Source organism: Candidatus Nitrosopumilus sp., assembly GCF_028278985.1.
Taxonomy (GTDB): Archaea; Thermoproteota; Nitrososphaeria; order Nitrososphaerales; family Nitrosopumilaceae; genus Nitrosopumilus.
Window position 1 is genome coordinate 1 of record NZ_JANQTA010000024.1, and the last position, 12,663, is coordinate 12,663.

Here is a 12,663-nt window from a genome sequence, read left to right on the forward strand (position 1 = left end):
TCTAAAAATGAAAAATTTTGATAGTTGCTTATTCAGTGCTAAATGAGTGACCACATGAACAGGATTTTGTTACATTTGGATTGTTGATTTTGAATCCTGAACCCATTAGGCTTTCAATATAGTCAACGTTTGCACCTTGAAGGTGGTCAACACTATAACTATCAACTAGAAGTTTTACTCCGTTTTCCTCCAAGACGAGATCATCTTCTTCTGGTGCTTTTTCAAAGCCCATTCCGTAAGACAAGCCAGAACAACCACCACCTTGGACATATACTCTAAGGTATTCTGGTTTTTCAGCTTCTTCGTTCATGAATTCTTTGATTTTCTCAGCTGCTTTTGCAGTAACTGTGACCATCTTTTGAGTTTGCTCAGTTGCCATTATGAACAAAAAAGCTGGCTCAAATTATAATAAGCTTTTCCCACCCTACCCCCTAGTAATTCAAGAATTTGTGCTAAATTGAAGAAATTTGGTTTAATGATCTGCAATATGTTTTACAATATCACTAGCAGTAATTATTCCAACAACCTTGTCATCATCAAGGACAGGAAGTTTCCTAACATTTCGAGTAGACATTAGATCTGAGGCAACCCAGAGATCAGAATTTGGATCAATTGAGATAAGTGGCGAAGACATAATTCTTCTAACTGGAGTATCAATTGGATAAGAATGGGCAGTTATTTTGATTGCAAAATCCCTATCAGTAATAATTCCAACAGGAACATTTTGTTCTAATACAACAATAGCTCCCACCCCAGTGTCTTCCATCATTTTTGCAGCATCAGTTGCAGTAACAGACGAATCTACAGAAATGATTGTATTTTTCATCACTTCCTTAACCCATGTTTTTTGTTGTAAAGGTTCAGGTGAATTCATAATTAAAAATACTCAAAGTGATATTTCAAAGGATTTATTGAATTTCATGAATGATAATCATGTTCATTAAAATCAGAACCCAGTGCTACTGATAAAATTACTGTCGTTTCAGTTGTTTGGAATTTTAATTCCTTGTCAGGTAAGAAGCTTCTAAAAACTTGGGTAAGTAGTTGTTCTGTAAAAACAGACCATTTCATTCCCAATTCATGTTGAATTAAAAAGATATGCATTTCTCCTTCAACTCTATGATCAGAATTCATTCCAGATGCTCTCATGTAATCTTCTAATGTTTCAATACACCGTTTCAAATCAAATCCACCTTTGATAAACAAAACAGTGTCTTTAATCATTGGAAACATCAAAGTAATAATTTCATCAATGTCTTTTCCATCTAATTCATCACCAAGAGACTCCAAAATTCCTTTTGGAACAGGAATCATTCCAATTTTGCTAGAAAATCTATCCCATTGGATGTATTTTTCTAGAATTTGTTTTACCAAAACATTTTGAGAAATAGATTTCTGAGTAGATTCTGTTTCAAGTTCTGCTACAAGTTTCTCGGGAAGTCGGTATGTAATACTTCTAGTGGGTTCTTTTGTGGGGGTGTGAATTTGTCGTTTTGTAGTTTGACTCTCAGCCATGACAAATCACAAAAGATGAATCTAATTCACACGAGATGAATTAGAAACGAGTTCGATGTTAGTTTCTTCCAAATCACATCTCAATGAGATAGATTTGACTTTACTTTTGTACAAAAAGTACTTTTTTCCATCTTGATTAATTGAGCCAGAGATGGCTAGTAATTTTGCATCATAGAGAGTTTGTAATCTTCTGTACACAGTGCTAATGGGGATTTTTTTCTCACTAGATATTTCCATAGCGGATTTTGGTTTATCTAATGTGTTATGGAGAATTTGTTTACAATATTTGTCAGCAAGGATTTCTAAAATTACTTGCTTTCTTTCATCATCCATAATTTTTTGAGTTTGAATCAATTCTTGCATGCGTAAAGTTTGTCAAAATATGATATAATCAATGAGTATACACTGCAAGACAATGTATACTCATTTGATAAATCAAGAAAATAGAATTTTTAGGTATGGTGCAGATACCAAAGAAGATCATTCTTCCTGTTATGACTTTGGCAATACTTGTCTCATTTTCAGCAAATTTTGCAAGTGCGGAGACAGTACCAGAATGGGTTAAAAATAATGCCCTATGGTATGGACAAGGAACTATTACAGAGTCAGAATTTCTCAATGCAATGAAATTCCTCATAGAACAAGGAATCTTAGTCGTAGAAATTGAGCAAGAATCAATTATTCAAGATGCAATGATTGCCATTCCAAATGGAAACTCTGAAATGTCAGCTGCAGGATTCTACTTGCCGCTTAATTTAGAAATTCCAGTTGGTTCTACAGTCACTTGGGTAAATGATGATTCTGTTCCACACAACATCCAAAGTATGGATTTGAAAGGAAATGTGATTCAATTGTTCAACAGTCCACCTCTTGAAACAGGAGATAGATTTGAATTTACATTTGAGGACGAAGGAGTCTACAAATATGTATGCACATTCCATCCTTGGAGAGTTGGAATGGTAACAGTGTCATAGAGTTACACAACTCTAAATTTTTTGTTTTAATAAAATAAAGGAAATAGGAAATAGCTATTTCTTTGACTTGTTGACAAATGCAGTCATTCTTTCTTCTCTATCTGGATGAGTAAAGCAGTTTCTCCAAGCAAGTAATTCAATTGACAAACCAGTATCAAGGTCTGCATTTCTTCCCTTGTTGATTGCTACTTTAGACATCTGAACACCCATTGTTGAGCATCCAGCAATTTGTTGTGCCATTTTAAGAGCCTCTTCTTGCAATGAAGCAAGAGGAACTACATGATTTACAAGACCAATTTCTTTTGCTTCTTCAGCTTTGATCATTTTTCCTGTGTAAACAAGTTCTTTTGCCTTTGCTATTCCCACAATTCTCATTAATCTTTGAGTTCCACCCCAGCCAGGAGGAATTCCGATTGTTACTTCTGGTTGACCTAGTTTTGCAGTATCTGCTGCAATTCTAATGTCACAAGACATTGCAAGTTCACAGCCTCCACCTAATGCAAATCCGTTAATTGCTGCAATCGTTGGTTGTTTTACCAGTTCAACAGTTGCTGTAACTAATTGTCCAGTTTTTGCATATTCGACGGATTCATCTGCTGAAATTTTTGACATGTATTCAATGTCAGCTCCTGCAGAGAATGCTTTTTCACCTTCACCAGTCAAGATGATTACTTTGACGTTCTCATCATGATTGAGTGTCTCAAAAGTTTTGATTAGTTCTTTTGCAACATCAGTATTCATGGCATTAAGTTTGTCTGGTCTGTTGATTTTAACAGTACAAATGCCATCAGAAGTAGATGTGGTAACTAGTGACATGAAAATTTGTCAAGTCATGCGAGACTTAAATGTTATCTATTTTTTAGAAATTTTTCCCCAGTGATTGAGAGCAGATGCTGCTGCAACCCAAGTTCTAAGGTCTTGATAAACTGGGACATTGTGTTTCTCGATTAGTTTAATCATTTTTTCTGTATATGGACCGCCATTTCCTCCACACAAAAGAGGTTTCTTGCCCTTCTTTTGAAAAGCTGCTAGATGATCAACAATTGTTTCTTCTAGTGGGTCATCTTGGAATACAAACCATGGCATTGCAATGTCAATATTCTTTTCATCCATGAATTGTTGAATTACAAATTGATAGTCATCTGCAGTTGCACCGCCACCAACATCAGCTGGGTTACCATTGTGAATTGGTACAGCAGGTGGGAAACGAGATTTCATTTTCTTTAGAAGTTTTGGAGATAGTTTTCCAATTTGCAATCCGAATTTTTCTAATTGATCAATTCCACCAATCATTGGACCAGCACCATTACTAGTCATAGCAACTTTGTTGCCCTTGGCAGCTGGTTGCCAAGCTAGTGCTTTGAGTACACCTGCTAGTTCTTGATAACTATCAACTGAAATGATTCCTGCTTGTTTGAATGCACCCATAATGATAGCATTTGAGCCTCCAAGTGAGCCTGTGTGAGATGCTGCTTGTTTGGCACCTGCTGCAGTTCTACCACTCTTCCAAATTACGATTGGTTTCTTTTTCTCTTTCATAACACGTTTAGCAACATTGATGAATTTTCTACCATCACCAAATCCTTCAACATATAGTCCAATTACTTTGGTTTGAGGATCATTTGCAGCATACCAAATCATATCTGCCTCATCAACATCAGAACGATTTCCGAAACTAATCATTTTAGATAATCCAAATACATCAGCACTTTCTAACATGCTAATTCCCATTGTTCCACTTTGTGAAAAGAATGCAACAGGGCCTAATTTTGAACGAACCATTCTTTCTTGTCCTTGGAAGGCGCAATCAAGACGATTTGCTGCATTAAACATTCCAATACAGTTTGGACCGATAATTCTGATTTTGTGTTTTTTAGATAATCTGGCAACTTCTGCTTCATATGCTGCTCTTTCTCCACCTAGTTCTTTTCCGCCACCTGAAACAATTACAACACTGTGTACACCTTTCTTTGCACAATCCTCTAAGACAGGGGGAGTCATTGACAAATCAACTGAAACTACAACTAGGTCAACTTTACCTGGAATTGCTGCAACTGAAGGATAGCATTTTTGTCCAAAGATTTTATCTGCTTTTGGATTAATTGGGTATACTTTACCCTTGAAATCATAATTTACTAAACTATCTAAGATAGAGTTTCCAATTTTACCGGGACTAGAAGATGCACCTACTAGTGCAACAGATTTTGGAGTAAAGAAAGTCTCCATGTCGGTAATACTTGGTTTTGCTTTTGAAATAGAATTTTTCCTAATCTCTTTGTTTAAGATGATTTTTGCATCAACAACAAAGTGGGATTTTGGATATACAATTACGGGGTTAAAGTCAATACTGTTAATGTAATCAGCATTATCTACGCCTAATTTTCCAATGTCAACTAACATTTTTGCTACCATGTTAGTATCGATTGGTTCACTTCCTCTGAATCCTTTGAGAAGTTTTGAACCTTTCAATTCATTTAACATTGATTTTGCATCTGAAGTTGTAATTGGAAGCATTCTAAATGCAACATCTTTCATTACTTCTGTCATGATTCCACCCATTCCAACCATAATGATTGGACCAAATTGGGAATCGTTTTGAATACCTACAATTAATTCAACACCTTTTGGAACCATTTTTTCCAAAAGTATTCCTTTTACATTGACACCTTTCTTTTTTGAAAGTCTACCATACATGTCAGTAAAGGTTTTCTTTACATCATTGACATTATCTAATCCAACTTTAACTCCACCAACATCAGTCTTGTGTAAAATTTGTGGAGATACTACTTTCATTACAAGTGGGAAACCAATCTTTTTTGCTGCTTTTGCTGCTTCATCAGCAGAAGTTACTAAAGCATAAGGTGGAACTTTAACTCCATAACTTTTCAAAATTGATTTTGAGGATTCTTCGGTGATAACTTTGTGATCGGTTTGAATGATTTCATCAAAAACTTTCTTCACAGCAGCCATCGTTCGATCGATGAAATCAAAACTCAGTATATTAAACTTTGGTCAAATATGAAATGATGATTTGAAATTATTGTAAAAATTCTTCATATTTGATTTTACAATTGAAATATTCTCATCTACATCTGAACGAATTTTTTGAGGATCAATGTATGGGATTTCTTTGAGTTTTTCTTCAGTGTTGTCAAGCCAGAGATTCACCATCTGTTCATTTACTTCAAGATGAAATTGAAGGCCAATTGCACTTTTGTATTGAAATGCTTGATTTTGATAGTGTTCAGATGAGGCTAATCTAACTGCTCCTTCAGGCAAATCAAAGGTATCACCATGCCAATGAAAAACAGTAAATGGGTTTTGAAAACCTGTAAAGAGTGCAGAATTGTTGTTAATTTTTAGATCATTGTAAAATCCAATTTCTTTTTTTGGACCTGTATACACATTTGCACCAAAAGTTTTTGCAATTAATTGAGAACCCAAACAGATTCCCAATACAGGAATGTTTTTGTCAACTGAATCTTTGATTAGTTTTTGTTCTTCTCTAAGATAAGGTAAATCATCATTAGCACTTTCAGGTGCACCAAGAATAACTATCATTGAAAAATTATCTGTGGGAATTTTTTCATGTTTAGCATTTACAGATGTTATTTCTAATCCATCTTCTTTTAGTAAATCACCTAGATATCCAGAACCTTCAATCCGAGTATTTTGAATTAGTAGTACATTAGACATTTTTTCTATATACAAAAGTGCTTAATATCTTAAAATTAATTGTTTAGTGTGCTTGTTACTGAACAAGAAATTTCTGAGATAAAGAAATTCATCTTACAACTTAACGTAAATGAAAAGAATGTAGTTGTGGTAGAAGGAAAAAGGGATTCAGATGCTCTTAAAAAAATAGGATATTCAGGAAAAGTTTTAGAATTTCACAAGTTTGGAGGGATGATAAAATTTGTTGATTCTGTTGCAAAATATCAAAAGATAATCATTCTTTTTGATGGTGACAAAAAAGGGAGATACCTTACGGGTAAAGCAATTCAATTGTTAGAAAGAAGAACAAAAATCGATTTATCTTACAAAAGAAAACTTAGAGAAATTTCTAGAGGAAAAATCAAGTTTATTGAACAACTAGTTTGTTACGAACCTTACTTGGTTTAAGGCCAGATTCCTTTTTGATTAAAGGCCTCAAGAACTCTCTCTACAGCCAAAACCATAGTTGCTTTTCTCATGTCAATTTTGTGCTTCTTTGATAATGCAAATGCATCTTTGAATCCTTTGGTGATGTTCTTTTCCATCTTGTTTGCAACTTCATCAAAGGTCCAATAGTAGCCCATGTTATTTTGTACCCACTCTAAATAGGAGATACAAACTCCACCAGAGTTGGCCAAGATGTCTGGAACAACTAGAATCTTCTTTTTGTAAATAACTGGATCTGCTTCTGGCAATGTAGGTCCGTTTGCAGCTTCAGCAATAATTTTACATTTTAGATTCTTTGCAATCTTTGCAGTAATTTGATTTTCGAGTGCACCTGGAATTAGAACATCACATTTCATTGTTAGAAGTTCTTCAGTTGAGATTTTTTTGCTTCCAGGGAATCCAACAACAGAGCCTTTCTTTTGTTTGTGCTCTAGGATTTTACTGACTTTGGCACCTTTTGGAATTGAAATAGAACCTTTTGAATCACTTACAGCAATTACTTTAGCACCCATCTTTTCTAGATACTCACCAGCAAATGTTGATGCATTTCCAAATCCTTGTAAGACAACTTTGGCACCTTTGAGTTTTAGTTTCAATGTTTTTGCTGCTTCTCTAACTGTGTAAGCAGTGCCAAGACCAGTTGCAACATTTCTTGCAAGTGAACCTCCCATTGAGATTGGTTTACCTGTAATTACACCTGGAGAATATTTGTTGCCGTTTAGTTTGCTAAATGTATCCATGATTTGTGTCATTTCTCTTCCTGTTGTGTAAACATCAGGTGCAGGAATGTCTTTTTCTGGACCAATAATTTCAGAAATTTTGTAAGCAAAACCTCTGGTTAATCTTTCAAGTTCACCTTCACTAAGTTTTTCAGTTTTTGGATTTACGTAGATAGCTCCTTTACCGCCACCTAATGGTACATCAACAATTGCACATTTCCATGTCATCCATGATGAAAGTGCCATGACTTCGCGTTCCATGTATTCAACTCCACCTTCAGGATTAAAGTAACGAATACCTCCTTTGTATGGACCTCTGTCGTTGTTATGTTGACTTCTAAATCCTGTGAAAACTCTAATTTTTCCATTATCCATTTTTACTGGAATTTTTACTCTCAAAACTTTGTTTGGCATTGCCAAGTAATTTCTTAATTCTTTGTCTTTGATGCCAAGAACATCACATGCATCATTGACTTGTTTTGTTGCATTTGCAAATGGGTCTGATTTTACCAATGTGATCGTGATAGGAGGTCTTGGAATATATAAATTTGGTTGGAATTTTCTGATCGGATAATTTTAGAGGTAAACTTTCTTGTGGTTTAATTTTCTATCCAATTTCTCAATTGCTTCATCTAAAGCAGAGATATTCATTTCCAGAAAATTTGACAAATGAAAGATTGCTCCATATTTCTCACCTATTTTTGACACCATATTGTTTTTCTCGAGGACTTTCATGTGGTGTTGAACAGCTTTGTAGTCTAAATCAAGTTCTTGTGCAAGTTGATGAGTATTGTAGGGTTGATCTAGTAGATTCATAATTATTCGTAATCTAGTGAAGCCGCCACGAGTGCTTGTGAATAGGTAAAGTAGTAATTTTCTTGTTTGTTTGTCTACTTTACGCTCACTTGATGGTCTTGATTTTAAGATCTCTTTGAATTCTAAGAGTTGATTTGTCATGTTCTTTAATCAAAAAGTGCTGTTTTTGCTTAAAACTCTATTTCCATATTTGGCCCATATTGAACAGATCTAAGAGACAATTACCCTTAAATTGACTGAGGATGAACTCGTCATATCATGATGGCATCAAAGGGTTACGATATGACACCTACCATGTATTCTCCAGATGGTAGAATTTACCAAGTCGAATACGCTATTGAGACTGTAAAAAGAGGAACTTTAGCAATTGGTGTTCTTAGTAAAGAAGGAGTCATTATGGCTGTTGAAGAAAAACCTCGTACTTTACAAAGTACTGATGTCACACAGAAAATTTTCCAAGTTGATTATCATATAGGAGTTGCAGCAGCAGGATATATTCCAGATGCACGTGTTCAAGTTGATAATGCAAGATTCTTCTCACAAGGTAATAGAATGACCTATGATGAATCAGTCGAAGTAGCAACTGTTGCAAAACATCTAGCAGACCAAGCTCATCAATTTACCCAATACGGAGGAGTTCGTCCAAATGGAGTTTCAATGATAATTGCAGGTATTGATCAAAAAGGAGAATCAATCTATGTTACTGATCCTAGCGGAACTTATGTTCAATTTGCAGCAATTGCAATTGGAGCAGGTTCAGATGATGTTAATGAATTCTTGGAGAAAAATTACAAAGATGATTTGAGTTTGGAAGATGCAGCATCATTAGCAATTGCAGCAATTAATCTCAAGGCAGAGAAAAAAGACGGAGTTAGCGATATCAAAATGGCAAAGATTTCAACTGAATCAAAAGTCTTTGAAAAAGTATCAGAGGCAGACTTGCAAAAATATTCTCAAAACGTATCCAAGTTTGCCCCATAAGAAAATTTTAGATTTGAAAGATATTCATTTTAGTGTACGAGATGATAGATTATGGGTTTAGGAAGTAGTTATTGGCAAGAAGTAATTGAAGTTCTAAGAGACATCATTCCAATTTATGATAAAGTAAATTCAATTATTTCATTGGGAAAAGACGTAGAACACAGAAACAGAGGAATTTCTAATAGAGTTCATCCTGGAAACAAAATTCTAGACGCAGGTTCAGGATTTGGAAACATGTCAAAAACGGCTCTAAAATTAACAGATGGAAAAATTTCCATAACGCTATATGACCCACTTGTACCAATGTTAAAGAATACAGGCACACATTTTGAAAAAACACCAGATATGACAAACGGGGTTTTTGAGCACATTCCATTTAGAGAGGGGGAATTTGATGCTGTTCTTTGTGGTTATTCTTTGAGAGACGCAATTAATTTACGAATTGCAATTTCAGAAATTCATAGAGTTCTAAAAGACGGAGGAAGATTTGTGATTGTTGATTTAGGAAAACCTGATGAAGGATTCATCAGAGCAGGTGTTGCATTTTATCTCAGATGTATTTTACCTATTCTAGCATTTTCAGCTGGAGGAAAATTAGGATTAAAGTTTGGAACTTTGTATGGTACTTTCAAAAGATGGCCACAAAATAAAAAGCTAGAAGAATTATTGCTTGAAAAATTCTCAAGAGTAGAATTTGAGAAAGATCTTATGGGCGGAGCAATAATGGTTGCAGCATACAAATGAACAGAGTTCTAATACTAGTAAATATTACTGGATTAATCATCGGTATTTCCTATGGACTTCATGGGCCTATCTTACCAGTATTTGCAAAAAATATCATTGGTGCAACTTACTCAGAGTTGGGACTAATTGGATTAACCAATTTTATTCCATACATGTTCATTCCACTGTTTGTAGGAATATTACTTGATAGATTCAACAATGGGTATCTCTTAGCATTTGGAACAGTAATCAATTCAGTATCAATCTATCTTCTATCAATTGCGCAATCAGTTCCAGAAATTATGGGATTCAGAATTTTAACAGGAGTTGCACATGCTTTCTTTTGGCCACCATGTGAGGCCATCATATCAAATGAAAGCACAGAAAAAAATCGTGTAAAGAACATTTCGTGGTTTACAATGTTTTTTGTAATTGGATTCATGGTGGGCCCATTACTTGGAACGGTATTCTTAGAAGAGTTAGATATCACATATAGAATTCTATTCCAAATTACCGCTTTCATTTTGGCTACTGCAATTATTACATCAATTTTAGCCTCAAAAAGAGGCAAAAAGAACCATCATGAAAAATTTTCATTTTCGTCCATAAAGGAAATGAAGAGGTTTCCAGAAGTCATAATTTTATTAATTTTTTGTACTTCATCATTTGGAATCATTCTGACAATTTATCCTGCATTTCTAAATGACAATGGAATGACAGATACTGATATTTTGTATCTGTATTTTGTCTTTGGTATTTCTAGAGTTGTTTCACTTGCACTAGCAGGAAAGTTTGCAAGAAGAACTAGTCAAACTTTGATTGCTGCAACAATTGCAGTTTCAATTGGATTAGCAATGTCAGTGGTTGGAGATTCAATCTTTGTGTATGCTGCTGCATTAATTCTGATGGGATTTGGATTTAGCATATTTTTCCCCTTAACTCTTGAAATAATTTTGAGCAAAACTAGAAAAGGGATTTCGGGTAAGATTATTGGAGCATATGAGACAGTATTTGGAATGGGATGGGCAATAGGACCATCCATTGGAGGACCAATTACACAATCACTTGGAGATCAATCACCATACATCGTTTTTTGTATAATTGGAATAGGAGTCACAGTATTAGCAATTATTTCGAGAAAGAAACTAGAGCCGGAAAAAGTATTGTATTAGATATCCATGGTTCCACGTTTTTTGGTGCATAGATCAAGTGCATCACAAACGTCTGTAACAAAGACTTTTCCATCACCTTTAGAACCAGTGCAGGCAACATTTGCTATTGCATCTAGAATATCATCCACCTTTGGATCATCAGCAACACAAATGATCATGTCTCTACTGAAGTATTGTCCTACAAGAGGAGGATCTTGTGCTCCTTGTCCTTGAACTTGATGAATTGTTACACCACCAACACCGACTTTTTTGATAGCAGCAACAACAGAATCTCTTACATGAGTTGGAACTATTGTTTCGATTTTCTTCATAAAAATTTGCCACATCGAATTTGTTTAAATCGATAAGTGAATTCTCATAATTGATTTTCAAAAATGAGATTTAGTTAGGCGTAAGATTGAACATTACGTTTAATTTCAAACTAGATCATTGACGAGATATGATTGAGCATTCACTAAACGTAGCAGGTAGTGAGTGGATTATCATAATTTTTGTAGCCCTAGTTTTGATTTTGGGAACTGGAAGACTACCAGGAGCAGCAAAAAAACTTGGAAAAGCAGTTAATGAATACAATAAAGCAAAAAACGACATCCAAGACCAAATGAAAGAAGTAACAGAAGAAGCACCAAAAATTTCTGGACCAGTTGAATCTGAAAGAGAGAAATTAGAAATGATTGCTAAATCAATTGGAGTAAAAACAGAAGAAAAATCTGATGACGAATTACGAAAAATCATAGCTGACAAAATTGGTCAAAAGAGAATAGATGAACCTGAATCAAAGTAAATTATTTTGATTTTTTAATTCTGTACAAATCTTTGTCTAGACGTTTTTTAGCAAACTTGTAGTAATCAGGAACTATTTCAAATCCAAAAAATTGACGTCCCATGGATTTACTGACAACTGCAACTTGTCCTGAACCAATGAATGGATCTAGCACAACATCCTTTTTCTTACTTGAGTATGTCAGTAATTTTTCAATAAGTTCAGAGGGAAGTTTTGTAGGAGTTTTCTCATCTCCTGTCCAATATTCACGCTTGATATCCCATACGTCTTCTTTATCTCTATAATGCAAACTACGGCCATCTTTTGTTTTTTCATCTTTCTTGAATCTAGAGAAAGGATAGAATTTTCTCTTTTTATCATCTTTGCATACGTAAAGACAATGATAGTGTGATGTGACAAATTTTTTCTTTGTTACAACACCAAACTGATATTTCCAAATAATGTGATTAATTGTAACAAATCCTACATCATCCAGTGCTCGTAGAATATCTTTGAGATTATTCCATCCCGAAAAAACATACATGCTTCCAGAATCCTTGAGAATTCGATAAACTTCACTCATCCAAGCAAATGAAAAATCATAATAATCTTCAGGTTTGATTTCATTATATCCTGAAAGAACATTAGATGAGGTCCTATTGTAATTAGCCTTTTTTGCTTTGAATTTAATTGCAAAAGGTGGATCAGTAATAACAAGATCAACCTTGTTTTTTGGAATAGAATTCATTCCTTCGATGCAGTTCTGATTGTAAATTTTGTTAATTTCAATTTTTTTCAATTTTAGCTTGATGAGGATTTACTTGCTTAATAATGTCATT

General features: G+C 34.5%; 17 protein-coding genes. 6 read left to right on the forward strand and 11 right to left on the reverse strand.

The genetic code is table 11. From position 1 onward, the window contains the following. Positions 1 to 28: 28 nt before the first annotated feature. The 4 genes from erpA to Q0941_RS08485 form a co-directional block, all read right to left on the reverse strand. Positions 29 to 379, reverse strand: a complete 351-nt coding sequence (erpA, locus tag Q0941_RS08470) for an iron-sulfur cluster insertion protein ErpA (protein ID WP_299292983.1) — start codon at positions 377 to 379, stop codon at positions 29 to 31. A 93-nt stretch (positions 380 to 472) separates the two neighbouring features. Continuing rightward, positions 473 to 874 carry a cyclic nucleotide-binding/CBS domain-containing protein gene (locus Q0941_RS08475; protein WP_299292985.1) on the reverse strand — a complete coding sequence of 134 codons (402 nt, stop codon included), beginning with the start codon at positions 872 to 874 and terminating at the stop codon, positions 473 to 475. A 44-nt stretch (positions 875 to 918) separates the two neighbouring features. Then, positions 919 to 1,515 (reverse strand): hypothetical protein, encoded by a 597-nt coding sequence (locus Q0941_RS08480; RefSeq protein WP_299292987.1) that lies wholly within the window; start codon positions 1,513 to 1,515, stop codon positions 919 to 921. A 21-nt stretch (positions 1,516 to 1,536) separates the two neighbouring features. Then, on the reverse strand, positions 1,537 to 1,878 hold the full coding sequence (locus tag Q0941_RS08485; protein WP_299292989.1) for an ArsR family transcriptional regulator: 342 nt from the start codon (positions 1,876 to 1,878) through the stop codon (positions 1,537 to 1,539). Between the two features lie 95 nt (positions 1,879 to 1,973). Between Q0941_RS08485 and Q0941_RS08490 the strand changes: the two genes are divergently transcribed. Beyond that, the gene (locus tag Q0941_RS08490; RefSeq protein WP_299292991.1) at positions 1,974 to 2,489 is read left to right on the forward strand and encodes a plastocyanin/azurin family copper-binding protein; all 516 of its coding nucleotides are present in this window, start codon (positions 1,974 to 1,976) and stop codon (positions 2,487 to 2,489) included. A 54-nt stretch (positions 2,490 to 2,543) separates the two neighbouring features. Here Q0941_RS08490 and Q0941_RS08495 read toward each other — a convergent pair whose 3' ends face one another. From Q0941_RS08495 to Q0941_RS08505, 3 genes are read right to left on the reverse strand one after another with little or no spacing between them, the layout of a single operon-like run. After that, positions 2,544 to 3,305: an enoyl-CoA hydratase-related protein gene (locus Q0941_RS08495; RefSeq protein WP_299292993.1), complete on the reverse strand. Its 762-nt coding sequence runs from the start codon at positions 3,303 to 3,305 to the stop codon at positions 2,544 to 2,546. 36 nt (positions 3,306 to 3,341) lie between these two features. Continuing rightward, complete coding sequence (locus Q0941_RS08500; protein WP_299292995.1) at positions 3,342 to 5,459, reverse strand: 3-hydroxypropionate--CoA ligase; 2,118 nt, start codon at positions 5,457 to 5,459, stop codon at positions 3,342 to 3,344. A gap of 42 nt (positions 5,460 to 5,501) precedes the next feature. Continuing rightward, entirely contained in the window at positions 5,502 to 6,185 is a 684-nt protein-coding gene (locus Q0941_RS08505; protein WP_299292997.1) for a type 1 glutamine amidotransferase, read from the reverse strand. Positions 6,186 to 6,233: 48 nt separating this feature from the next. Between Q0941_RS08505 and Q0941_RS08510 the strand changes: the two genes are divergently transcribed. Continuing rightward, positions 6,234 to 6,611, forward strand: coding sequence for a toprim domain-containing protein (locus tag Q0941_RS08510; protein WP_299292999.1), 378 nt, complete (start codon positions 6,234 to 6,236; stop codon positions 6,609 to 6,611). Here Q0941_RS08510 and Q0941_RS08515 read toward each other — a convergent pair. Both Q0941_RS08515 and Q0941_RS08520 read right to left on the reverse strand, forming a co-directional pair. Then, the gene (locus Q0941_RS08515) at positions 6,608 to 7,882 is read right to left on the reverse strand and encodes a Glu/Leu/Phe/Val dehydrogenase (protein WP_299293001.1); all 1,275 of its coding nucleotides are present in this window, start codon (positions 7,880 to 7,882) and stop codon (positions 6,608 to 6,610) included. The two genes, Q0941_RS08510 and Q0941_RS08515, sit on opposite strands and share 4 nt — an antisense overlap. A gap of 63 nt (positions 7,883 to 7,945) precedes the next feature. Next, on the reverse strand, positions 7,946 to 8,326 hold the full coding sequence (locus Q0941_RS08520) for a winged helix-turn-helix domain-containing protein (protein WP_299293003.1): 381 nt from the start codon (positions 8,324 to 8,326) through the stop codon (positions 7,946 to 7,948). A gap of 117 nt (positions 8,327 to 8,443) precedes the next feature. Here Q0941_RS08520 and Q0941_RS08525 point away from each other — a divergent pair, with 117 nt between their 5' ends. From Q0941_RS08525 to Q0941_RS08535, 3 genes are read left to right on the forward strand one after another with little or no spacing between them, the layout of a single operon-like run. Continuing rightward, positions 8,444 to 9,166 (forward strand): archaeal proteasome endopeptidase complex subunit alpha, encoded by a 723-nt coding sequence (locus tag Q0941_RS08525; protein WP_299293005.1) that lies wholly within the window; start codon positions 8,444 to 8,446, stop codon positions 9,164 to 9,166. 51 nt (positions 9,167 to 9,217) lie between these two features. After that, complete coding sequence (locus tag Q0941_RS08530; RefSeq protein WP_299293007.1) at positions 9,218 to 9,910, forward strand: class I SAM-dependent methyltransferase; 693 nt, start codon at positions 9,218 to 9,220, stop codon at positions 9,908 to 9,910. Continuing rightward, positions 9,907 to 11,061 (forward strand): MFS transporter, encoded by a 1,155-nt coding sequence (locus Q0941_RS08535; protein ID WP_299293009.1) that lies wholly within the window; start codon positions 9,907 to 9,909, stop codon positions 11,059 to 11,061. The genes Q0941_RS08530 and Q0941_RS08535 overlap by 4 nt, the downstream gene beginning before the upstream one ends. Here the strand turns inward: Q0941_RS08535 and Q0941_RS08540 are convergent. Next, positions 11,058 to 11,372 carry a P-II family nitrogen regulator gene (locus Q0941_RS08540; RefSeq protein ID WP_299293011.1) on the reverse strand — a complete coding sequence of 105 codons (315 nt, stop codon included), beginning with the start codon at positions 11,370 to 11,372 and terminating at the stop codon, positions 11,058 to 11,060. The genes Q0941_RS08535 and Q0941_RS08540 overlap by 4 nt on opposite strands. A gap of 128 nt (positions 11,373 to 11,500) precedes the next feature. On the opposite strand from Q0941_RS08540, the gene Q0941_RS08545 reads away from it, so the two are divergent. Further along, positions 11,501 to 11,845, forward strand: a complete 345-nt coding sequence (locus Q0941_RS08545) for a twin-arginine translocase TatA/TatE family subunit (RefSeq protein WP_299293013.1) — start codon at positions 11,501 to 11,503, stop codon at positions 11,843 to 11,845. 1 nt (position 11,846) lies between these two features. On the opposite strand, the gene Q0941_RS08550 is transcribed toward Q0941_RS08545, so the two are convergent. Next, positions 11,847 to 12,623: a site-specific DNA-methyltransferase gene (locus Q0941_RS08550; RefSeq protein ID WP_299293015.1), complete on the reverse strand. Its 777-nt coding sequence runs from the start codon at positions 12,621 to 12,623 to the stop codon at positions 11,847 to 11,849. Positions 12,624 to 12,663 lie beyond the last annotated feature (40 nt).